The 22,792-nt window shown below is 40.8% G+C and carries 18 protein-coding genes and 4 pseudogenes; 6 read left to right on the top strand and 16 right to left on the bottom strand.

The genetic code is table 11. From position 1 onward, the window contains the following. Positions 1-686: 686 nt before the first annotated feature. Positions 687-2,093, top strand: coding sequence for an MFS transporter (locus MM817_RS12535; RefSeq protein ID WP_241715702.1), 1,407 nt, complete (start codon positions 687-689; stop codon positions 2,091-2,093). Between the two features lie 201 nt (positions 2,094-2,294). Here MM817_RS12535 and MM817_RS12530 read toward each other — a convergent pair whose 3' ends face one another. The 5 genes from MM817_RS12530 to MM817_RS12510 form a co-directional block, all read right to left on the bottom strand. After that, entirely contained in the window at positions 2,295-3,890 is a 1,596-nt protein-coding gene (locus tag MM817_RS12530; protein ID WP_241715700.1) for an APC family permease, read from the bottom strand. A 133-nt stretch (positions 3,891-4,023) separates the two neighbouring features. Then, positions 4,024-4,833 carry a polysaccharide deacetylase family protein gene (locus tag MM817_RS12525; protein WP_241715698.1) on the bottom strand — a complete coding sequence of 270 codons (810 nt, stop codon included), beginning with the start codon at positions 4,831-4,833 and terminating at the stop codon, positions 4,024-4,026. Positions 4,834-4,862: 29 nt separating this feature from the next. Beyond that, a complete protein-coding gene (locus MM817_RS12520; RefSeq protein ID WP_241715696.1) occupies positions 4,863-5,777 on the bottom strand; it encodes an NAD-dependent epimerase/dehydratase family protein in 915 nt (304 codons plus the stop codon). 13 nt (positions 5,778-5,790) lie between these two features. After that, positions 5,791-6,507, bottom strand: coding sequence for an SDR family NAD(P)-dependent oxidoreductase (locus MM817_RS12515; RefSeq protein ID WP_241715694.1), 717 nt, complete (start codon positions 6,505-6,507; stop codon positions 5,791-5,793). Positions 6,508-6,517: 10 nt separating this feature from the next. Further along, positions 6,518-7,339, bottom strand: coding sequence for an arginase family protein (locus MM817_RS12510; protein ID WP_241715692.1), 822 nt, complete (start codon positions 7,337-7,339; stop codon positions 6,518-6,520). A 270-nt stretch (positions 7,340-7,609) separates the two neighbouring features. Here MM817_RS12510 and MM817_RS12505 point away from each other — a divergent pair, with 270 nt between their 5' ends. Beyond that, entirely contained in the window at positions 7,610-9,088 is a 1,479-nt protein-coding gene (locus tag MM817_RS12505; RefSeq protein ID WP_241715690.1) for a sigma-54 interaction domain-containing protein, read from the top strand. 573 nt (positions 9,089-9,661) lie between these two features. On the opposite strand, the gene MM817_RS12500 is transcribed toward MM817_RS12505, so the two are convergent. From MM817_RS12500 to MM817_RS12470, 7 genes are all read right to left on the bottom strand, one after another. Beyond that, positions 9,662-11,437: a peptide ABC transporter substrate-binding protein gene (locus MM817_RS12500; RefSeq protein WP_241715688.1), complete on the bottom strand. Its 1,776-nt coding sequence runs from the start codon at positions 11,435-11,437 to the stop codon at positions 9,662-9,664. A 660-nt stretch (positions 11,438-12,097) separates the two neighbouring features. Beyond that, positions 12,098-12,817, bottom strand: coding sequence for a creatininase family protein (locus MM817_RS12495; protein ID WP_241715685.1), 720 nt, complete (start codon positions 12,815-12,817; stop codon positions 12,098-12,100). Positions 12,818-13,858: 1,041 nt separating this feature from the next. Then, a complete protein-coding gene (locus MM817_RS12490; RefSeq protein WP_241715683.1) occupies positions 13,859-14,032 on the bottom strand; it encodes a hypothetical protein in 174 nt (57 codons plus the stop codon). 488 nt (positions 14,033-14,520) lie between these two features. Then, a complete protein-coding gene (locus tag MM817_RS12485) occupies positions 14,521-15,030 on the bottom strand; it encodes a hypothetical protein (RefSeq protein WP_241715681.1) in 510 nt (169 codons plus the stop codon). A gap of 1,017 nt (positions 15,031-16,047) precedes the next feature. Further along, positions 16,048-16,809: a DUF6904 family protein gene (locus tag MM817_RS12480; protein ID WP_241715679.1), complete on the bottom strand. Its 762-nt coding sequence runs from the start codon at positions 16,807-16,809 to the stop codon at positions 16,048-16,050. Positions 16,810-16,966: 157 nt separating this feature from the next. Then, on the bottom strand, positions 16,967-17,227 hold the full coding sequence (locus tag MM817_RS12475) for an IS3 family transposase (protein ID WP_419723393.1): 261 nt from the start codon (positions 17,225-17,227) through the stop codon (positions 16,967-16,969). 208 nt (positions 17,228-17,435) lie between these two features. Continuing rightward, on the bottom strand, positions 17,436-17,810 hold the full coding sequence (locus MM817_RS12470) for a hypothetical protein (protein WP_241715677.1): 375 nt from the start codon (positions 17,808-17,810) through the stop codon (positions 17,436-17,438). Positions 17,811-18,150: 340 nt separating this feature from the next. On the opposite strand from MM817_RS12470, the gene MM817_RS12465 reads away from it, so the two are divergent. From MM817_RS12465 to MM817_RS17420, 3 genes and pseudogenes are all read left to right on the top strand, one after another. Then, a complete protein-coding gene (locus tag MM817_RS12465; protein ID WP_241715674.1) occupies positions 18,151-18,420 on the top strand; it encodes a site-specific integrase in 270 nt (89 codons plus the stop codon). Continuing rightward, a pseudogene (locus MM817_RS17425) lies at positions 18,335-18,718 on the top strand (tyrosine-type recombinase/integrase); the annotation flags it as partial. The gene MM817_RS12465 and the pseudogene MM817_RS17425, both read left to right, overlap by 86 nt. A gap of 92 nt (positions 18,719-18,810) precedes the next feature. After that, positions 18,811-18,969 (top strand): annotated as a pseudogene (locus tag MM817_RS17420) (IS5/IS1182 family transposase); the annotation flags it as partial. 333 nt (positions 18,970-19,302) lie between these two features. Here MM817_RS17420 and MM817_RS12460 read toward each other — a convergent pair. The 4 genes and pseudogenes from MM817_RS12460 to MM817_RS12445 form a co-directional block, all read right to left on the bottom strand. Next, positions 19,303-19,866, bottom strand: a complete 564-nt coding sequence (locus tag MM817_RS12460; RefSeq protein WP_241715751.1) for a PIN domain-containing protein — start codon at positions 19,864-19,866, stop codon at positions 19,303-19,305. 6 nt (positions 19,867-19,872) lie between these two features. After that, positions 19,873-20,343 carry an excisionase family DNA-binding protein gene (locus MM817_RS12455; RefSeq protein ID WP_241715673.1) on the bottom strand — a complete coding sequence of 157 codons (471 nt, stop codon included), beginning with the start codon at positions 20,341-20,343 and terminating at the stop codon, positions 19,873-19,875. Between the two features lie 748 nt (positions 20,344-21,091). Beyond that, on the bottom strand, positions 21,092-21,424 hold the full coding sequence (locus MM817_RS12450) for a hypothetical protein (protein ID WP_241715671.1): 333 nt from the start codon (positions 21,422-21,424) through the stop codon (positions 21,092-21,094). A gap of 254 nt (positions 21,425-21,678) precedes the next feature. Continuing rightward, positions 21,679-22,140: pseudogene (locus MM817_RS12445) on the bottom strand (ATP-binding protein); the annotation flags it as partial. 24 nt (positions 22,141-22,164) lie between these two features. Between MM817_RS12445 and MM817_RS12440 the strand changes: the two are divergent. Continuing rightward, a pseudogene (locus MM817_RS12440) lies at positions 22,165-22,581 on the top strand (ATP-binding protein); the annotation flags it as partial. Positions 22,582-22,792: the final 211 nt, after the last annotated feature.

Here is a 22,792-nt window from a genome sequence, read left to right as displayed (position 1 = left end):
ACTCAATAGTAAGCATGCCAAATGAACCTTCATCTTGCAGAAGAGCCATTTGGGTTTGGCGTTCTCGGTGAAGTCTATGACATTCATTGTCACGAGGAATCAGAGTTGCGCGATTATTAAATAAACCACCCTTTATAAACTCTACGGTGTCATCCCCATCTACGAAGGCTAAGTGGGTTAAAGTTGTATCCCGTGCTTCTGTTCTCGGGCTTTCCTAACTTCTGAAGAGCAAGGTGACACCAGACGAGATACGGCTTCCCGCTTAACGTGGTTGGAACGACGACATAGTCTTTTGGGTGCGTGTCTGAAATAGGCCAAGCCCAATAGCCTCCACCTATTACAAAGTTCTTTTTTTACTTTTCGTCATCCTCTCGATGTCTGTTTTGATTTAGGCTCTCAGTACCCTCTTCAGTTAATCCTTCAACCAGAGAAAATCAAACAATGGACTACGCTGCCTTCTTTCTACCAAGGTAAAGTAGTCCATTGTTTCTATTGGAAGCTAGCGTATATCCTCCGTTTGCTCTACTACACATTGACAAATTCTTTATCAAAATTACGTAGTGTATTCATATTTTTTCACGAAAAGTTAAATAAAAGGTTGTATTGTTTGGGTGAAACAAGAGCATGGTCTCAGGCTTGAATATGGAGCGCTTTTGTTGAGAAAATATTGGGCGGAGGTTATTCAGATGGATGGTAAGGAGCTCTTTGAAAGGCTCGATCATGCCAAGTTCAACCAATTTCACCTCAAGTCTATTTTTACGACAGGTATGGGGGTGTTCACGGACGGCTACGATTTATCTTCTATTGGTATCGTTCTACCCTTGGTACTACTCTCTTTTGGTGTCAAAAGTCTGACTGGTCTCGAAAGCTCCTTATTGGCAGGTAGTGCCCTTATCGGTGCTGCTTTAGGTGCCATTGTCTTTGGATTGCTTGCAAACAAAGGGCGTAAAACGTTTTATGGTCTTGACGTGTTAGTCCTTGCTTTGGCTTCCTTAGCGCAGTCATTTGTCGGAAACGTACCTGAATTGATCGCTGTGAGATTCATTTTAGGAATAGGAATTGGAGCAGATTACGTACTCTCGCCTTTAATTATGGGTGAAAACGCGAATTCTCAAGACCGCGGAAAAAGTATCGCGATTGGTTTCGGACTAACATGGGGAATTGGAGCTACCTTTGCAGCCATTCTGTACATGGTTTTGCAAGCTTATCACGTACCAGATGCACTCATTTGGAGAATTGTTTTAGGTTTCGGGGCGGTACCTGCTGCTTCCGTCATATACTTACGCCGAAAATTGCCTGAGACTCCACGGTTCTTGGCAAGAATGAAGGGGGATCTTGTGGGATTACAAAATGTTATCGCACAAGTTACTGGTGGGTCGGCGAGTGAGATAGTTAATCGAGACGAATTAGAAGATCGACAAGAAGCAAGTTTCTACTGGGCTAAAAATCGCAAAAATATTTTTACGGCTTGTGTGCTTTGGTTCCTGTTCGACATTGTCGCTTATTCAGGCATACTTTTTGGGCCTTCACTCATTGCAAAGGGAATCGGTCTGACCGCTGGGAGCTTTCAATTGGTCATGGAACTCGCATTTACCGTGCCGGGAGCAATTGTTGCAATTTTATTCATTGACCGTTGGGGTCGTAAGCCGCTTCAAGTTTTGGGGTTTGTAGGCATGGCTGCTGCATTGGGCATGTTTAGTATGTTTAAGGGCGAAGCAACTACAGTACCATTAATAGGGTTATTACTATACGGTGGACAAAATTTGATGTCTCAAGTCGGTCCAGGTTCCGTGTCCGCTTCAGGCATGCTTGGGATTGAGTTGGCACCGACTAAAATTCGCAGCGTTGTCCAAGGCATTACTGTCGCTTCTGGGCGCCTTGGTGCATCATTGACTGCCTTTGTCTTCCCTGCACTGTTTCGAATCTGGGGAGAAGCAGTGGCTATTGGATTTTTAGCCACCTTAGCCGTCATTGCCGCAGTCCTTACTTTGATACTCTTACCTGAAACAAAGCAACGGGCGCTCGAAGAGACTTCAAGAGAGCGAAGTGATAGCGAGACCTCCTTGCCCATTTCTATACCGACAGGAACCTAAGCGGCTTATTGTGAGATCTGTTTTAATACCGTCATACCGTGCCTTCCCCCTCTTTTTGAGTGGGAAGGTTATCTCATGAACTGTGAAGCTCTTTAAATCTACATCTAGGTATGTCAAACTATTTATTTAATTAATTAATTAAATAAATAAATACTGTAGATAACTAAATCTACAGTATTTATTCTAAGAGTTCTATTTCATTTAAAATGATTGATTAAAATCATGTTTGTCCGATATGGAAGAAGGGTCTAGTGTTAAGTTGTGTTCCTCCATACTAGCAACTAAATTTATAATAGCTTCTGTTTCGTAGCCTGAGCGAACAGACCAGAAATAGAAAAATACACACACGACAGCAACTACTACTATATCCCATGGATATTGTATCCATCCAATGCCTCCAAAGCTACCAAGATAGCTAATTAAGACCATAGTAATCATCATGGCAACAAACCACAATCCAGCTTTTATATCTCTAGTTGGTAAATGATTTTTTCGATAGTAATACAGAAAAAGTAAAAAACCAACAAATAATGCAAGACCCACATAGCCGACACTTGGCCAACTTGTCCAATAGATAATCAATCCACCAAAAATAAAACCGATCAATCCAATCCAATTTAATCCTTTAATTTTAATGAGACGACGTAAGTTCGGTGCCGTTTTACGAAGAACAAGTGCTGATGATGGTCCCATCATATATGTGATAACACCAAACGATGTATTAATACCAATCAGTTCACTCCAAGCCGGAAAAGGGAGTAAACATAAGAATGATATTACAAGACCGACCCATAAAGCAGAAGTAGGTACTAGGTATTTTGAGCTAACGTGCGATAACCATTTAGGCCCATAACCATTCTTAGGTATTGCCCAAAGCACTCTAGCTGCTGAAGCAGTATAGACTAGCCCAGATCCCGCAGGGCTATAAGATGCGTCGGCGTAAAGTATAATAGCCAACCACCCCATATTTAATGATAATGCTAAATCTGCAAAGGGTGATGATAAGTTCAATTTAGCCCAACCGTGTGCTAGATCTCCCGCTGTTAATGCACCAATAAAAGCCACTTGAAGTAATAAATAAATCACCATTGATAATACTAATGATATAATAACAGCTCTAGGAATGTTTTTTTGTGGGTTGCGGCCCTCTCCTGCAAGATCAATTGCCTGTCTAAATCCCTCATAAGAAAAGGCTATACCCCCAAGGGAAACAGCTGCTAATACGCCTTGGAATCCATACGGCATAAATCCGCCCTTTGAAACTTCACTAAAATTACCTGGATGAAAAGCAGAAAAAATAAATAATAAAGCAGTTCCCAGTGGAATAATCACTTTTAGAATAGTAACAGTGGTATTAACCTTAGCAAATAATCGTACCCCGAAATAATTAATAACAAAAAATACAATGAGTAGTACGGATGCTATTAAAATACCTATTCCTGTTAATGTTCCATTATTGGAATATAGGCCTGGAAGATACCCATTAGCATATTGTACAGCTGCTTCTGCTTCCGTTGCAGGTACAACAGCATAACTAAGGAACAATCCCCAGCCCATTAGTAAACTAGTAAAGGATCCATGTGAGTAGTGTGGATATCGTGCAAGAGATCCGGATTCCGGTATTGCTGAACTTAATTCAATAAATGGCAAGGCAAGAATTAGCATGAATACTCCGCCAATAATCCACGAAATGATGGCTGCAGGGCCAGCATAAGTAGAACTTGTGATAGCGGCTAATAACCATCCTGATCCAATCACTCCACTTACACTCGCCATTGTTAAATCAAGTAAATTCATTTCTCTCTTAAGTTCTCCTTTAAAAGCCACCTCATCCACCACCCTAAGTTTAATAATTACTTTTTGACTAATCGAATTTCAATATGCAGAGTGGGGGTATCCCCACTCTCATTTGTCATGTAATTAACTACCTTTATAACTCCAAACTATTAGCATAAAGTGTAAGCTCTTTAGCGTTTGTCCACCATACTCCAGGGGTATTCTTCCATTCCATTAATAGATCTTTTAAAACCTTTGCATAAACAGGACGTCCACTTATCCATGGATGCAAAGTTAGAACAAAGGATCCTCCAGCCTCTACAATTGCTTGAAAATGAGCATTCCACATTCGTTTCACCTTGTCTGGTTCTTCAATAGGATATTCCCATCCTTCAAACGGAAGGTATCCCCATTGCTCCCAATCATCAAGAGACCATAAACAAGGTAGCTCTAACAATCCTTCTGTTGTTCTATAAGGTTCATCGTGACCCATTAAACTTGAATCATACAACATCCCACGCTCTGCAAGTAATTTCAAAGTATTTGCACTTGGAGCCCATCCAGGAGTTCTAGATCCAAATACTTTATCCCCTATTAGATCCTCTAAAATTGGTAATGCTAGATCAATCTCTTTCACCTCATCTTCAAATGAAATACGATCTGGCTTATAGTGAAAATGTCCATGATGTCCTACCTCATGTCCAGCACGAAGGATATTTTTTACCATATCAGGGTATAATTCAGCTAGTTTACCGGGAATAAAAAAAGTAGCTGGTACAGCGGCATCATCGAGAACTGACAGTATTCTTGGAACACCAACACGTGGCTCATAATCAGTCATGGATCGTACACACGGACGATTTTGAAGTGACCCAATGGCTGAACCTTCAAAACCTACTACCCCATCTACATCGAATGTGATAAAAGCACCAGCACGGTATCCTTCTGGCCATTGAAAAGACATAGTAACACTCCCCTTATCAAATAGTATAATTAGTTAAGATTTTCCCCTAACCACTCCACATAACTACGAATTCCATCCTCTAGAGATATACTTGGAAAAAAATTGAGTTCTTGCTTAGCCTTTGAAATATTAAATATTCCACGTTCTTCATAACCCAAGTTGCCTTCTCCAACTTCAAATTGAAAACTTGGAATTAACTCTAAAATGAGATCTAAGACCTCGCCTAGAGTCGTGATAGTCCCTCCAGTGATGTTGTATACATTCGATTGATGGTCTCCAACAGTACACGCTGCGATCGTTGCACGCGAAACATCTTCTACATGTATGAATTGAAAAGTTTGATCTCTACCGAAGGATCTCTGATACTGTTGGCCTGAAATGGCCATCTTTACGGCATCTTTAATATCTTCTTGCATTACTTGCCCTGGACCATATATTTGACTGATCCTAAGAGAAATAGTGTCCATTTGATATTGGGTATTGTAAACAAGTCCCAACATATCAATTGCTGCTTTACTAACCCCGTAGGGTGTAGTTGGATGTAATGCATGATTTTCTTCAGTGTCAACTGAAATTTCAGTTTCACCGTAAACACATTCCGAACTTAAAAGTATGACTCGAGAGATGCCACATAAACGACATGCTTCAAGCACACAAGATGTTCCGAACACATTAGATTTAATAGTAGTTAAAGGGACATCAACTGATACAGCGGGATGCGAAAGTCCGGCTGTATGAATCACTCTATCAACTTGAAACTGTCTAATTAATGATTCCAGCCTTGGGATATCAAATAAGTCTCCGTAAACAGGAAAATGTAAATCTGAAGAAATTGGAGGATAAATGTCACGGTTGTAATCAATCACATGATGGCCATTAGCAATGAGATCCCTAACAATGTATTTCCCAACAAAACCTCTACCACCAGTTATTAAAATATTCAATTTGTTTTCACCCCTACCATATTACTGTACCACCGTCTGCGATAAGAGAATGTCCATTCACAAAACTAGCTTCTTCAGACAACATAAAAATAGCGGTAGAAGCAATTTCGTCAGGTTGTGCGCAACGGTTTAGAAGAATTAATTCTTCATCAGCTCGTCGTGCTTTTTCTGGAGAAGGACTCTCATTCCATATGCGTTGTAATAATGGTGTATCCGTAGCTCCAGGGCATAAAGCATTTACTCTAATCTTACGATTTTTCCAAGAAACAGCAAGAGATCGAACGAAAGCAACAATAGCTCCTTTAGTAGCTGAATATACTGGACTTTCAGAAGTGCCAATAAAGGCTAGTTCTGATGCCACAAATACTGCAGAACCCCCATCTTGAATTTTTGTGCCTACATGTTTTGCAACCAGGAAACTACCCAGCACATTAATTTCTAGTAATCGTTGCATATCTTCAATATTCATTGTTGCTATATCTCCGGTCAATTGTATTCCAGCTGCATGAACAAGTCCTGCGATAGGTTTTTTTAATTTATCAGAAAAATTTTTTAGATGCTGTTCATTTGTTACATCTACGATGAAATGAGGTGTGGTAAGCGATTGATCGCTTGGAGTTATATCAATAGAAATAACATCCAATTGCTCTTCATGCAATCGATTAACAATAGCTCTTCCAATACCTGAAGATCCTCCAGTAACAATAAAAACACCTGATTGAAATCGCATATTTTACACCTCAGTTCATTGGATGAGTACTTAATCTTTCATAAATTTCTTGTATGATGGCAGAGATGTTGCGTAAACCAATGTTATTCTTGTCGTATGCAGGGCTATAGGCTGATACAGTCACAACAACAACCCTATTTGTTTCTAGTATTTGTTGCAATAAATCAAATGCTTCCTCTAAAACAAGACCACCAGGACTTGGATATGAAGCAGCTGGGTTCACATCAAGACTTAGTACATCCGTATCAAAGTGTAAATATACTGGTCTATTTACATCCTTAATACGCTGTAGTGTGCTATTTACATCTGATGTACGCACAACTTCATATTTTTGTAATAACAATTCTTCTAGAGGGTCAATATCACGACATCCAAATAAAGTTACATAAGAAGCTGGGATTGGCGAAATTTCAGCGTAAGAGAGTACTTCAGGAAAACATCCACCTACGAGTGCGTTTAGGGGCATACCACCAAGAAATCCACTTTTTGAAGAATCGGGGGTATTAAAATCTGCATGCGCATCAATCCATATCAGATGTGCCTCCTTTCCGTGATAAAATTGAACGGCGGACATTCCAATAACAGAACTTGTACAATCACCAACAATCATGAGTGTGGGCATTGAGCGATCTATGTGAACGTTTCGAGTGATTCTAAATGAGCGGGATACATTCATCCATCCTTCGACACCAGGAGCAGACTCCTCGATCCTAAATGTAGGGATAAGATTGGTAGAAGCAATCAATTTTTCTGGGCCATAACTCATATCCTTAGTGTCCTCAGAACTAAATGAGATAACACCCAAGTTAATTTTAGTGCGGCTTTCTCCCAACTGGTTTTTCCTCCCTTTAAAATTAATTTTACAATTTTTTAAACTCCGTTACTAAAAATAATTAAGCAAGTTAGATACCAAAGTGGCAAATCAATTTAAATTTTTTTTATCTCTTTAAATCTAGATAAAAACACTGATATTTTAGTATTTAAAAATAAAATTATTTGGTACACTTAGAATAGTGTAATAAAAGTAAAGATATTTGCGCAAATTTATTATTTTTTTGCAGTCTATTTAAAAATAATGGATATTTTTAAGGAGGAAATCTTGTTGGATCATTATGAATTGCATCTTATCTTAGATTCTATGTTAGATAAATTAGAAGAAGGGATTCATGTAGTTGATCAAAAAGGGTTAACATTGTTTTATAATGTGAAAATGGCTAACTTTGACTGTTTAGATAAAAAAAACGTGATAAATGTTAATATACAAGATATAAAGCAATTCATTTCTAAAGATAAAAACCATTTACTTCAAACTTTACAATCTGGCATACCTATGTTGAATATGGAACAAATTTTCGTTCGCTCTAACCAGCGCAGATTATATACGATAAGCAGTATTTTCCCTATCGTAAAGAATGAATTTGTGCTTGGTGCTATAAAAATCACAAGAGAAAAAGAATCACTAGTACAAATACATTCATCTGATTTAACCAAATCTCCACATCATTCAATGGTTACCTTTAAAAATATTGTCGGTAAAAATAAAGAATTAATGAATGCAATTAATATGGCAAAAAAAGCTGCACAAACAAGATCATCTGTTCTAATCGTAGGCGAAACTGGGAGTGGTAAGGAGATATTTTCTCAAGGAATACATAACTCAAGCCCACGTTTTTCTGAAGCATTTATTGCTGAGAACTGCGCAGCACTTCCGGAAAGTTTAATTGAAGGAATATTATTTGGTACTACCAAGGGTGCATTTACTGGTGCCATAGATCGCCCTGGACTTTTTGAAGTGGCTCATCGAGGAACATTAATGCTTGATGAATTAAATGCTCTACCTCTTTTCTTACAAGCTAAACTTTTAAGGGTGATTCAGGAAAAGTCATTTCGAAGAATTGGAGATGTGCACTTAAAGCAAGTAGATGTTCGATTTATCGGAACTATTAACGAACCTCCTGCAATTGCAATGAAAATGGGGAGATTGCGTCCTGACTTATTTTATCGTTTAGCGGTTGTCATTATTTATATTCCACCTTTACGAGAAAGGATGGAAGATATTCCATTATTGATCGATCATTTTATACAAAAATTCAATTTAATACTAGGTTTAAATGTACTAGGAGTATCAGCATCAGTATTGGAATATATGCTATCGTATAAGTGGCCAGGTAATGTACGTGAACTCGAGTCAATAATTGAAGGAGCATTCAGCATAATGGATGAGAAAGAACAAATCATTGACATCCACCATATTACCTACCATATACAATTAATGAATTTATCTCACTCCATTGAAAAAGATGAAAGCACCTTAAGTAGTATTCCGTTAGAAACAGAGCCTGCACCTATTTCAGAAGATATAGAGCATTTAATAAAAAATGCTTTAACAAGATCTCAAAGTCTTTCATTAAAAGAGATTGAACACATGGCTATACTACATGTCATGCATGAGTGTAAAGGAAATATTACATCAGCATCAAAAATCCTTGGAATTAGTAGGCAAAATTTGCAATATAAAATCAAAAATTTGCAATATAATTCGGGACTCCGGCGCGAAGCCAAACAGCTTCCTCTGGACTGATTAAACATAAGGGTTAATATAGCATATCATATTAGTTTTTATTTACCATAACTATAAGTTAGATGTTCGCGATTTACGTCTTTATAATGTCAATCTGTTAGATGAACTTGACTTCGCCAAATTCCCTTCGGCTATATTGTACTTAGTGGTATCCAGAGCACCAGTTGCCTCTATTTTATTAGTTCTTCTCTTCCTTAGCTTCGTTTTTACACAAATAATCGGTCGTCGTATGTGCTGTTGTTAAAGATTGACGTGTTTGATTTGCTTGCGATGAATTTCTTTCTTACTCGAATTACGTATATTTTTAAGGACAATATCCCATAAAATTTAAATCATAGGTGGTCTTTTGCCAAGAAGTTTGGCATAAAAGGCAAGTCCTTTAGGGGACCTCATAGAGGCTATTACAAGAGGATCGGTGTAAAATCAATTCTAAACAATGTGTACGTATTATAGCATGCACATTGTTTAGAATTGAATGTTTTTATTATTTAGTCCGCAACAGGGATTGGAATGCACAAACGCATAATCTGAGTTTTACTAAATAATAGCTACTAAATACCAAGCTGCTCTGTGCTATTCGGACGGTGAAATCCACCAATACTGTATTTGTGGGAATCCAACGGCAGCATTTGCATACTTGATGGAGTCGTGGAGGTTTTGCGCATGCACTGCCAACGTGGCAACATTGGTTCCCCATAAAAAAGGTACTTGCTTTGCAGTAAAGTTTTCATAGGCATAGAAATGTTGCATGGTTGCAGAAGTTGTTGCATAGGGCAAATGGGTCGCTCGAATTAATGCATCCTCCATGGGGTTACTGTAACCATAACCAGATGGTGCCCCTGTCGCAAACAATTCTCCTCCGGATGGATAAAAACCAGGTCCATTGTAGGTCCATTCCAACCCTGTCCCCATCTGCCACTGATTCGGAGACTTAGGATTACTTGTGATGCTGATAAAGGTACTGAATGGTACGGGCTTTAAAGTGACGTCAATTCCTTCCTGAGCAAAATCATATGTCATTAATATAGCTTGGTCTTCAGCTGCTAACGTACCGCTCACATACAGCATCTGAAACTTCAGCTGTTGATTGCCTTTCGTCATAATACCGTTCACTTCATGCCAACCGTGCTCTTCGAGTAGTTTTTTACCTTTGGATGGGTTGTACGGATATGGATTATTCTTCAGACTAGGGCTATAAAACTTTGTTAACGGATTGGATGGTATTGGCCCATCCTCAGGAGGTGCAAAGCCGTGGTAGATGGTTTGATCAATGATCGGATTGTCAATTCCCATCTGCATTGCTTGACGCACGTATAATTTGTCAAAAATAGATTTTGTGGATGAGCCAGGGAACATATTTAAATCTGTGTAGTATACTCCAAGCGTATACTCTGGTGTAATGGTGTCGCCTATCTCAGTTAACGCCTGACGCGATCCATATTGACCAAGATCCAAATACCCATAGTTTATGGAACCCGTTTTCAGGCCCGCAAACTCGGAGGCAGATGAACCTTCGTATGTGAAGATGAGTTTTTTGACAATACTCTTGTGCCCGTCATAATGTGCATTTGGCACCATTACCCACTCCTGATTGGGTGTCGCACTGACCATCTGAAATGGTCCGTCGACCACCTGATTGAAAAGTGGATTCGTGGCATTGTCGCCTAGATACTTAATTTCATTCACAATATTTTTATGAATGTCAAGAACTGAAGCAGGTAGGGGTGTAATTTGTGTCAGTCCGTTATAAATAAACCATTGCTGATTGGCTGGATGCTTAAGTGTCACCGTAACCTCATACAAACCATTCGCCACCACACTTTGAAAGCCTGTTGGAATATCCCCAGTCCCTTCACCAACAAAGGGCCATGGGGAAGGCGCGTTGGGAGAGGAAGCGGCCTGAATCACATCCCAAGAAAAGAGTACATCCCGACTCGTCACCGGTTGCCCATTAGACCAGTGCCACTTTGGATTCAAATATATGTGGTAAATGGTTCCGTTCGAATTGTATGTGATTTTACTTGCCAAGGAAGATTTCCAGTCTATCTGGTATTTGTTATTGATCCAAAGCAGAGGCTTATACATTTGTTCTGTAACCTCAATATTGTAATTTGAATCTGATGAGACACTGATCATTGGTAAAAACCAGGTTAAATTGGTCTGAGGTGGGAGGGCATAGGTCAGAGTTCCACCCGATGTCTCTGGACCGGGGTTCAAATGAGAAACAGCCGAAGAATTGTTTGCTTGAGTACCACAACCAGACAAACCGATGAGTAGACCCACTGAAGTGATCGTAGCCAAAGCAATTTGTGAGCGGTGATTCATTAGAATAGTTTTCAAAGAGATCATCAATATTCCTCCAACTAAAGATTAATGGTTTCGTTTATTTGCTCTCTTATTCTCACGAATTCGTACCTTAATAATTTGAGGGTGTTGTCCGTCATGCAAACCGTCTTGATGTGGTGATGTATTCCTATAAGTAGGCGAAACGTCCATCACACAATGGGCTAATGAACTCGGCCATTCCCTTTTACTCCGTCATCAGCGATCAGACCCGGATACAAGACTGGTGGGAATACATTTTAATTTTAAAAATTTTCTTTGTTTCATTACTAGTTGTGATCTAGCAAGTGTAATTAACCCAAAAGGGTTAAAAGGCAATCAAATAGAAGAAAAGTAAAAATTACTGTCAACACAATATTTAAAGTAGAGTCGTTGATGATTAGAATTCTGTTGCGTATCTAGAGTCAATTAATTATCTTACAATAAATCAGGTCCTGTTTCGTGAATAATAGATACAGGGTTTCATGTATAAATATTATTATTGACGAGTTCGTTCTCTTTTTTCTAGAAACGGCATCCCTGTGCGAATTGTTTTTCTCGTAGCAAGCTCATTTGTGATTGCGATATGATTCAGTGAACAAGCTAGCCCTTCCGTATCCATCGCGAGCGTATATATCTCTCGGTAAACAACGCACCCAGTCTTTGATACTTGAATAAAACGAGAAATTAATTACTGGAAAATGTCCATAACTCTTCAATGGCTTTCCTAATTTTTGGGAGTAATGCGGCATAAATTTGTTCTCCCTTAGTTGCCGTTGCTTGCAAAGTGTCTCTCGAGATGGCATTAGGGAATATTTTCAACCCAATGTCTTTACACTTGATTTTTGAGGATAGAGTATTTTTGTGGTTGTGTGCATACTCCATCTCAACCAACGACTCATCAATCGCCAGTACACAGGAAGTCTCATTTTCTCCCCCATGGTCAGTAGATGGTGCGAATTGGGTAATAGTTGTGCGATAATCTAACCACCAATTGAGCATTAAGATATACGCCCCCAAGGCTGCGAGTCGCTCAGCTACTTCCGCCAAGGAAGGTATATTGCCTCCATGCCCATTGAATAGAATCACGTGACGAAAGCCTTGCTGGAGAAATTGCACACCAATATTCACCACATACTCTGTAAAGACATTTTGGGGCACATCAATAGTGACTCGAAATGGGGCAAGTGCAAACGAATGCCCATATACTATTTCAGGAGCCATCATGATCTTTTCTCCTACCTCCGCCTCGAGACGGCGCACAAATTCACGGGGAATCAATATGTCTGTTCCCAAAGCGATATGATCGCCGTGCCCCTCTAACATGCCAATGGGTAAAAGTACTGTACTGCAGCCGTTGTCTATTTGACGATTGAATTCATGTTGCGTTAGATGTACCATGTACATGCATTTACCTCCTTGTGATTTCTAAGCAATAGTCCCTGTTAAAACTACTAAGAAGTCTTTAGTTTCGTGGTAGGTTACCCTTTTCCGCGTTAATTGTTGACAGTTAACAATTGTGTTTTTAATATATAATAAATTATATTAATTTTAAATAGTATATATAAATTTTATCAAACGTAGCATACAACGACTTGGTATTAAGTCAATATAATGGACAAACTAAATCAGAGAATTTATCAATTATCAAATTCTAACGTGTATGTTTTTGCCCCAATAAATTGATTGGATTTTTGGCATGTATAAATATTATCTTTCGTACTCAACCGTTGATGAATGAATGCTTTCATTGATGTACTACATTTGGTATACTCGAACATTCATTTCTTTATGGTACTCTAGTCTGGAATTTTCGGGATGGACAAGTTTGTGCTTTGATACGCTATGAAACGATTCAATACAGGAGTTGTCAAAACAAATTCTCTTGCAACTCATGCTACTTGTCCCCTCATCTTCTCATAGTTGAACTTGATAGTGATGAGAAGCGTATTGGTTCTACGGTTGGAATGATGCAATAGGATTCTGATGGCACAGGATGCTAATAAGCCTGCTATAGTTTCTTCGTCATTTACAAATCTTTCGCTAACTAATGATTTTATAGTTCTACAATTCCACAAGGCTCGAATTATAAAGTCATCTTGCACCCATCAAGGCTTTTAACCATTCACGACAGGTTACCGACTTGAGGAGCATCGATAGGTGTCATGACCTAACCAACGTAGTTTCTAAAAACTTAGGGTAGTCAATCAGAGCGCATCCACTTCAAACGCCTATGGTGTTAAGTGGTGGATGATTGACGCATAAGTTTCCGACGGTATTCCGATGGTTCGTCTTCAGTGAAACGCAAGCTTTCCATGCTTTGCAAGAAGTGAAGGGATTCCAACGACCACTGAACACCTTCAATAATAATCCGAATTCACCACGCTCCAGCATTTCAATGGCTTCCTCTGTAGAATATACACGTCCTGCGTTTATGTCTTGTTTAGCTCAATCAATTGACGCTTTCCATGCTGCGTCAGATTCAATTTCTAATCCGATCTCGTTCATAAACGGCAACCGCACGACAAGATAAAACGTGCCATCCACAAAAATAAAGGTATTCTCATCAGCAATGAAACGTTGAAATTGCTCAGCGTCCGTACCTTCAAGTCGTTTCAACATGCGGAAGCCTCCTTTGCACACATTGTAGCACCCAACAGGCAACCAATATAGTGAAAAACATTATGGGACATTTCTGCCAAGATGTTTAATTCGGTTGGTCTGTTGAGTGCCGTCATAATGCACATAAAGACAAATCATAAAACACGTGATCCCCGTCAGAAATTCAGACGGGTAATTTTATCGATTGTGATTATTATCACTGCAAATAGCGAAGTCAAGTGCGTGAAGGATTTGACGCTTACAATTGGCGTGGTCACGATCGATGTACCCCAAGGTTTCGACTTAACCCTGCTGCGCCAAGCGTGGGGATCTTGACGATCGGATGCTGAACCACTTCGGGCGAGACCAGAAGGTCTACCTGGCTTGCGACCATACGGATATGCGTAATAGATATGGTGAGAACGCGTGTCCCCCACCTGATCTCCGATCTCACGCGTGTGTTCATGGATCGATGGCGTGAATGTCATCACGCCAGGCTGATGTGGGTGTCAGTTTGACTGCCGCAGGCGAATGCGACGCAACACCACAAGCCAAGCTGCAGCATATAAAATGGTCATCATGCCAGCGGACAGATACAGTGCAGTAGGAGGAACCATGGAGCCTAGCATAACGCCCATCAGCCCTCCCATGGCCCCTGATACCATGCCATCGATAACGGCAATTCCGTCTTGAAAAGGAAGACTGATTGCTACACTCAGTGCGATGCCACCGGCACATCCGAGAACATAGGCTGTGCCCAAATTCCCCTTTAAAACACAGCCAATAACCATGAACAAGGCAAGTGTGGACACCATGCTAAAAGTCATGGGAATGGAGTGAACGAGTGTGCTGTGCTCTCTGCGCAGTTGCGCCAGCAAGGAGCCGTGTTTGCGAAGCAGCACATGCATATGTGCCACAAGCAAAAGACACAGGAGAACAATCAAGTAGGAAACAATGCCAAGTCCTCCTCCAGAATGAATCCCAATGTTACTCATGCCCGCGCTACCACTCATATGCATAAGCGAGAATCCTCCAGTAAACTAGCGATCCGTATATGATATGAGCAGTCTGCAGGGATCATACACGAGGTGGCGACAGATCGAACTGGTATTAAGTCAATATCATGGACACACTAAAACAGAGAAATTATAGATTTTAATATTCAGATAAAAATATGTTTATCTTCTAGCCTGCTTGAACTCTCAGTGCTTGGGAATATTTTCATCTATACTACATCGGTGATGTAAGCCGTCGATGAGTGAATGTGCTCACGGTTGTACCACACTTCGATTTACTCGAACATTCGCTTCTTTGCTTGCTCCCTCATTGTGAACTTTTCCAGATAAACAAGTTCACGCTTAAGTACGCTATGAAACGATTCTATGTAAAGGCTACTCACTCTTGCATCGAGTCTTTCCACAGGGACATTAAAAGCGAGTTTATCCATTTAGAGGCGTTCAAAACGTGCAAACGAACGCATAGAGACATTTGATAGTACATCAAGATTTGGTAAACCCGGCTACGAATTCATTCGTGGATTGGTTATAAGATACCTTTACAAATCCAATCAATGTATTTGAAACAAGCGAACAAGAAGGAAAGCTACATTCAATGCGTAATAAGTCATGCTATTTTGATATTATTTATTCGCGGTGTCCACTATCTTGACTTATTACCATGTCAAAAAGTATAGGTGTAGTTGACTCGTCTATAAAAATGGTATGATCACTTTTGTTTAAAAGGGGAATTTATAGAGTCGCAATCACCGTATAGTAGTCCTTCCATTGGTGGCCACTCCCTTATACTGGGGGCGTTCAGCGATTGGGTGTAAGCCACCGTAGTAAATAGAGGATCCATTATTTAACTCGCTGGCTTAAAAGTTCTTCTTTTTGTGTATAACATCTTGGCAGAAGGCCAATAACTAATCAGATGACATAACTTCATATCTGACTTCGGACGAATTTATACCACATGAGGACTTGATCAAATTTTTGCCCTAATGCACTGTTCTTGTCCAGTATCTGCCCTGATCCTAGCTACCATTCGATCTCTTCGGGATATTCCCATCTCAAACCTATTTCCTCAGTCGAGCAGTTATTAGCTATCGCCATCTCTAAAACATTTTGTTCGATGTCCTGGTACTCCTTCCCCTTCTCCACCATCCGCTTGACTGTTTTTGTCAACGCTTTCGCCCGTTCTTCCTTATCCTCGATGCTCAGGTATCGGATGTTCACCATATCCAAATACTGCGTCGTGTATCTATCTGTCCATGTATAGTCCTTATACAAAAGGTTCACAATCCTCTTTAACGATGCTTCCGTCACAGCTTTCTCTAGACAATTGACTATCAACGATTGAAATAACCGTGCGGTCGCAATATTTCTGTCCCATAGGTTTTTCTTGTCCATCAGAGGATAGGTGGATGACTTTGCTTGTAACTTTGCGTAAAGTCGGATAAAGTCGTTGATTGCCATGGTGACGAATAGGGCTTCGGGATAATAGACATTTGCTTTGTAGTAAAGGTTTTTATCGGGTGTAATCAATCCTAAGAGTTTCATCCTGTGATTGTCCATACCATTTTGGACGAACTCAAATTCTCGATCTCCTTGAAATGCATGTCTAATATCATACATCATGCCTAGAATGCGAATCCGAGCGCCTGCATACGGTGGGAAATCTCCTTCATCACCGATGATCATGAGTAAAGCCAAGTATAGTGTGTCAAGATCCTGATAATCGCCCGATATTTCGATTCCAGCTAAATTCGGTGTGTTACGGATGGTTAGTATATGTGTCACCTACTTCCATGATTGAGTTAAGTCAACGTAAGTATACCCAAAAATGCAACGTATCTCGAGTGACAACATCCATTGTATGGTAATAAGTTGATAATGTGGACACTCCAAAACAGAAATTATAAGTGTGCATATTCTACTATGAGTACTTGTGTCCGACTTAACTTGCTTGAATTCTTAGCCCATGTGAATATCTTCTCTCGTACTCAACCGGTGACATGTAAGTCGTTATTGAGTGAATGCGTTCACGGTTGTACCACACTTCGATGTACTCGAATATCCATTTTTTTGATTGCTCCCTAGTCTCGAAATTTCCAGATAAACAAGTTCGCGCTTGTATATGCAATGAAACGATTCGATGCAGGGGACTCTCTCTTGCATCGATGTATTTCACAGTGTCATTAAAAGTGAGTTTAACCATGTAACGTAAAAAAAGTGCACATTCCGTTCATTGGTCGTTTGATACTCAAGGTGCAAGATCCGTCCATCGTCCATTGTAATTACCACATCTGCAAAGCTCTGTTGATGTCAATTTCAGCACATTCAGTGGAGAGTGCTTGCACGACATGCACGGCCCTTAATTCCTAAAGCGGATAACACATCGTGAGGGAGATCGCGTGTAAGATATTTCAGTAGGATATCTTGTGCATGATGTCTTTTTGCAATGGGGTCATCCCTCTTTCGGTATGAACAGCAAAAGGTTCCTGAAAGAGAAATTTTACTGATGATAACAATATTTCTACTGCGTGATCCATCGCCGCCGCTTCAAACTGTATAAAACCTTCGTGAGCGTTAAAAAAGGTGTCGTGATGCAACAGTTTTCGAGTGTGAGCATGATCTGCACATCCTACAATAACGGATGTGATGGATTTTACTCGACCATAAGGTCTTTCTGGAATGTGTACACTAGCGATCAGATCCGTAATCATTCGGTGGTCATCTAGGTACTCTGTGTACGCAACGATGTCAATCCCATATGTCAGTGCATAGGGTTGTGCGAGCACGGCTGCTATTTCCCAAAACTCAGGTCAAAAAGTATAGGTGTAGTTGACTCGTCTATAAAAATGGTATGATCACTTTTGTTCAAAAGGGGAATTTTGTAGAGTCGCAATCACCATATAGTAGTCCTTCCATTGATGTCCACTATCTTATACTGGGTCCACTCTGGTATTAAGTCAATATGGTGGACACATCGAACAAAGAATATCAAAACAGTCGGAAGGATTGCACTTTGGATTTAGCTAGCCTTTTTGTTCGCTTTTTTGAAATACATTGATTGGAATTGTACAGGGATCTTATATCCAATCGACGAATGAATCCGCAACCTGTTTAGGAGAATGCCAGATGGATGAACAAAGACAACAAGTGTTAAAACGGTTGGCAGAAGATATTCAGCTCCGGGGGTTATCGCCGAATACGTTAGAGAGCTATACCACGCATGCGAAGATATTCCTGGAGTTTTGTGGCCACCAATCGATAGACCAACTGAATACAGAAGATATCCGTCGATTTCTGCTCCAATTAATCCATGAAAAGAAGGTGTCGTCTGGAACCGTCAACGTCTATAGCGCTGCGAGTCAGCGAGGCCGCAGCTCTCAAAATCCAGCATATTGATTCGAAAAACATGCGTTTGTTTGTGCAAAACGGTAAGGGTGGCAAGGATCGTTACACTTTACTCTCAGGGAATTGTCTAAGCGTGTTGCGGGAGTACTGGAAGGCGTACAGGCCAGCGCACCCCGAAGGCTTGCTGTTTCTTGGCACATACAATGTATCCCATATAACCTCTGCAGGAATCGAGTATGCATTCAATGAGGCGGTCAAAAGAACGAACATCAGGAAACAAGCGTCCATCCACACGCTGAGACACTCCTTTGCAACTCACCTACTGGAAGACGGCGCCACACTATTACAGATCAAATCATTGCTGGGACATGCCAATGTCCAGTCCACAACAATCTATTTGCATCTAGCGAATATGCCATCTGGCATCGTAAGTCCACTGGACCAAAGCCACGCTACAACCAGAAGTCCCCCAGAGAAATCCTTCAGGATCGCTCCCGAAGGCTGCGAAAAGCGGTCTATAAGGCCGATGAATCTCTAAAAACTAAGTTTCCAGCGAAGAACACCAGAGATGTGCTGGAGGACGAATTCGCCTACTGTCAAATAGGATATGGATAAGCAAAAGAGAATCAAGTCAGGATTTTTTGTTTAGGAATATTCTTTTAATTTTATGTTTTTCGTTTTCTTGCAAGCTTTGTCGCTGAAGTGACTACCTTTACAACAATTGCGAGGCCGAGGATGGCTCCCAGCTCTATGATTAAACTATGTGGAAAGACGACAGACATTATTTCGACAGCTCCCAACATGATTCGATGGGAAATACTTCTGTTCAAATGCCAAGGAATCCTTTTCAAATGATTCGTTTCGCTTACGAGAAAAGTGCCTAAAATAGTCCTAAGCTTCGCCCTTTGTTCTCTGTATTCTCATGACCAGACATCATAGATCGTGTTCCGTGAACGTCGGCAGAGCGTCGAATGCCTGCATCACAAAGTTCGGAACCGTCTTGTGTAGAGAATTTAAGATTGCCGGAACAGAGTTCATTGGTTCCCGTCTACGCAACGCGAGATTGCTCAATGTATCAAAAACTTCGCTAGCGAATCCATCCAACACTGAACACAGAAAGTCACTGGGATGCTGTACCTCGACTTCACAGTTACCTGGCAGAGGTTTGAAGTCCTTTAAGTTTGCCGTCACAAGTACGTCTGCATTCGTTGCAATCGCTGCCGCCAATACATGACGATCCTTTCGGTGATTCGGCATATCGTCTATCAGTTGGAGATATTCATTCTGAAATACCATTGCATCTGGAAAGGCAGACTCCATAACATCACGCAAGTTTAAACCAGCTTTTCCCGCTTTCATCAAGTTTCGTTCCATTTCCTCCAACACATCTGGACTCCACCGAATTTGAAATAAACCAGCCTCTGCCATCGTTAAAATAACATCCCGAAGATTTGATGGGTACAGCACGCAAGCGTCTAAAAACGCGACCATTGACATCACCGACTATTCCTCATTCGGGAAATCATCTAATTCGTACAGACCAGACGATTCCGATATGCGAATCATGTCACTCAGCTTCTCCTTGCGCACAGCATCTCGGCTCTTCTTGTACTCCAACAAGTCACGTAATCGTATGCGACGATGAGACCCGACCATATGATAAGGAACTTGTCCTGCTTCAAGTATTTTGACCACATGTGGGCGTGAAACCTGCAATATTTCCGCAGATTGTTGAGTCGTGATGTCCTGCTCATAGTGCAATACGCCAACGGTGTTCCCTTTCGCTAACTGGTGTGCCGCGTCCACTAATACCCGAAACAAAGAAGGGGGAAGTTCAATTCTTACGTCATGCGCCTGATCTACAATTACATAACCGTTCTCTTCAGGAGCGGTTCCTAAACTGTTAGCGACTTTCTTGATACTGTCGAAATCCTTATCGTCTGGTGCAATCAGATTTACCGACATATCCGCCATGGGACTTTCCCCTTTCAAATGACTTTACATTTCAGTATTCTCTTCACTTATCCGCATTATAAGGAACAAACGAAATAAACGCAACGACCGACAATCGATATAGGTACCCGACACAATGAACTTTCGGTTATAACCTTTCAACTTTGAGTGAACTGCTCCCGCCTTCGCTTCGCTTAGAGGCGTGAGCTTCTTGCTTCATCGACCATCGCCTGCTGTAGCAGGTCTTACACGATCTCCACAAGCGTCCAGTAACTTGACAGAGGTCCAATCTGAAACAGTGCAACTGAATGGAACCTCAGTCTGAATGAACTGAGTATTGTTCGAGAAAAGAAGTAGCCACCTCGTCAACTTTGGGGTGGCTACTGTCGTTTTAAGCACTCGTCGTATGAGGTTCAAATTGGGGTGCGTGGGTTAAGGATTTCGTAGATGTCATCAACCTTATAAGGTTGTCGTTTCCCGACTCCGAACACGTAAAGTGTGTTTGTGGCGATGTCACACCGATACACAAGGCGCATATCTGCCTTCTTTCCTTGGGGTGGACGTCTCATCGAGTGAAATTTCTTTTTGCGGTATGTAGGTGCCAGAGGTGGCCGAGTTAGCGATGCCCCCTCATTGGCTGGGTCCTTCATGATTTCATGAACAGCCTTATCCAGGCAGTCTAGGAATTCGTCAAACACCATGTCATCTCCGAATTCCCCTTCGATCCTGGGCAAATCGACGTCGAAAAAATACTGATGGTCAACTCGATTCATTTGCTGGTTTGTTCCTTTCGACGTTGCCGGTACATCTCCAAGGTAGACATGCCTTCGGGATGCTCAATCCACTGTTCTTTTGGTGCAGTGAATCGGCGACCGAATTCCTGAATCAATTGTATATTTTCAACCATTTCTTCCAACTCAGTTAGTCGTTCTACCATTGCTGCATATCGTTCGTACGACATCATGACGGCATCGAGGCCAGTATTTTGGAACAGTACTCCGATTTTTTCGTGAGACTGTAGTTCTTGTTGTAAAGCTTTTTGTGAGAGAGTCCGGAATTGATTCGCCTGGATCATCTCTTCTTTGGTGAAGGTCGTGCTCATGTGAATGGGCTCCTTTCTGTCCAAGGTTCTCACCTCCATTATAACACTATATTGTGCAAATAAATTAACAAATGATTGTACGTTTGGATGTTCAAAGTGTATCCAATAAAACTGGGATATATTCCTTCAGAAGACCGCTCACTGACTCATGTCGGGATAATTTTTGAAAAGTGGCTCCAAGATGGGATTGTCCGACGTTTATAAAGGCGAGCTGGTAGAACCACTCACCGGACAACCCTTGAATGGTGTAAATGTCAACACAAACATGTACGCTTTCGCTTGTTTAAGTATGTACAAAATGAATCATCATCTTTAGCGAGATGATTCTTCAAACGGTAGGAATCGCCTACAATGGTAACGACAGTCGCATGATGAAGGATACGATCAAGAATAGCGTTGGCCAATTTCGGTTCACAAAATACTTCATCCCATGCTCTGAAGTTCACATTTGTTGTCAACATTGTACTTCGTTTTTCATAGCGCATATCAATCAGTTGAAAAAATAACTTTGCATCCTCTCGTTCAATCGGTAGATAACCGATCTCATTAATGATGAGTAGTTTGTACTTAGTATCATGCTTTAATCTAGCATCTAAACGATTTTCTAGCATCGCTCGTTTTAAGTTTTGAATCAGATCATGACATGTAATAAAGTAAGTGCTAATACGTTTCTTGGCTGCAGCGATGCCTATAGATGTCGCTACATGCGTTTTACCGTTATGTAGAGAGAACAACATAATGGTAAAACGCACTTAGCAACCGCTTTGGGGATAGAGGCATGCCGTCGTGGTAAGGAGGTGAGATTCTTTCGGGTACATGAGTTAGTGGCTTTGCTACAAAAGAAAAATGAAGATGGGATCTTAGCACGGTTTCACAAAGAATGACAAGACTGCGAATGACTCATTTTAGATGAAATGGGATTCACACCTTTTCACCAAACGGGTGCACAACTGCTATTCCACGTGGTCTCACATTTTTACGAGAGTCGAAGCGTTATTGTGACGTCTAATCTGGAGTTCGGTCAATGGGGAACCATATTTGGGGACAATCGACTCACTGCCGCACTCGTTGAAAGATTGGTGCACCATGCACACATCTTAGCCTTCACAGGTGAAAGTTACAGATTGAAACATGCACTATCTAGCATGAAGTCCTAATATTCTGTGTTGGTAGTGCCCTATGCAAAATTTCTTTGCAGACTATGCACTTTTCGCTTGCAAAACACAAGAGCAACACCGCCTTGGAGACCTCCGAAAAAGTCAAGATAAAACGCCGATAGATGTCCATATATATCTATATATAGTGTATAATAGAAATATAGAATCGTTTGGGAGGTATCTTCGATGCTTCGTAAAGATAACGGGAAAC

This window comes from Sulfoacidibacillus ferrooxidans, from assembly GCF_022606465.1.
GTDB classification, from domain to species: domain Bacteria; phylum Bacillota; class Bacilli; order Alicyclobacillales; family SLC66; genus Sulfoacidibacillus; species Sulfoacidibacillus ferrooxidans.
This window is presented reverse-complemented; position numbering and strand designations above follow the sequence as displayed.

Excerpts from the sequence above, each read along its gene's own strand:
- MM817_RS12525 (WP_241715698.1), bottom strand. The coding sequence starts at position 4,833 with ATGTCTTTTCAATGGCCAGAAGGATACCGTGCTGGTGCTTTTATCACA.
- MM817_RS12495 (WP_241715685.1), bottom strand. The coding sequence starts at position 12,817 with ATGTACATGGTACATCTAACGCAACATGAATTCAATCGTCAAATAGAC.
- MM817_RS12450 (WP_241715671.1), bottom strand. The coding sequence starts at position 21,424 with ATGAGCACGACCTTCACCAAAGAAGAGATGATCCAGGCGAATCAATTC.
- MM817_RS12455 (WP_241715673.1), bottom strand. The coding sequence starts at position 20,343 with ATGGCGGATATGTCGGTAAATCTGATTGCACCAGACGATAAGGATTTC.
- MM817_RS12515 (WP_241715694.1), bottom strand. The coding sequence starts at position 6,507 with ATGCGATTTCAATCAGGTGTTTTTATTGTTACTGGAGGATCTTCAGGT.
- MM817_RS12465 (WP_241715674.1), top strand. The coding sequence starts at position 18,151 with ATGGATGAACAAAGACAACAAGTGTTAAAACGGTTGGCAGAAGATATT.
- MM817_RS12460 (WP_241715751.1), bottom strand. The coding sequence starts at position 19,866 with ATGTCAATGGTCGCGTTTTTAGACGCTTGCGTGCTGTACCCATCAAAT.
- MM817_RS12530 (WP_241715700.1), bottom strand. The coding sequence starts at position 3,890 with ATGAATTTACTTGATTTAACAATGGCGAGTGTAAGTGGAGTGATTGGA.
- MM817_RS12535 (WP_241715702.1), top strand. The coding sequence starts at position 687 with ATGGATGGTAAGGAGCTCTTTGAAAGGCTCGATCATGCCAAGTTCAAC.
- MM817_RS12500 (WP_241715688.1), bottom strand. The coding sequence starts at position 11,437 with ATGATCTCTTTGAAAACTATTCTAATGAATCACCGCTCACAAATTGCT.
- MM817_RS12490 (WP_241715683.1), bottom strand. The coding sequence starts at position 14,032 with ATGTTGAAACGACTTGAAGGTACGGACGCTGAGCAATTTCAACGTTTC.
- MM817_RS12485 (WP_241715681.1), bottom strand. The coding sequence starts at position 15,030 with ATGCATATGAGTGGTAGCGCGGGCATGAGTAACATTGGGATTCATTCT.
- MM817_RS12475 (WP_419723393.1), bottom strand. The coding sequence starts at position 17,227 with ATGGTTAAACTCACTTTTAATGACACTGTGAAATACATCGATGCAAGA.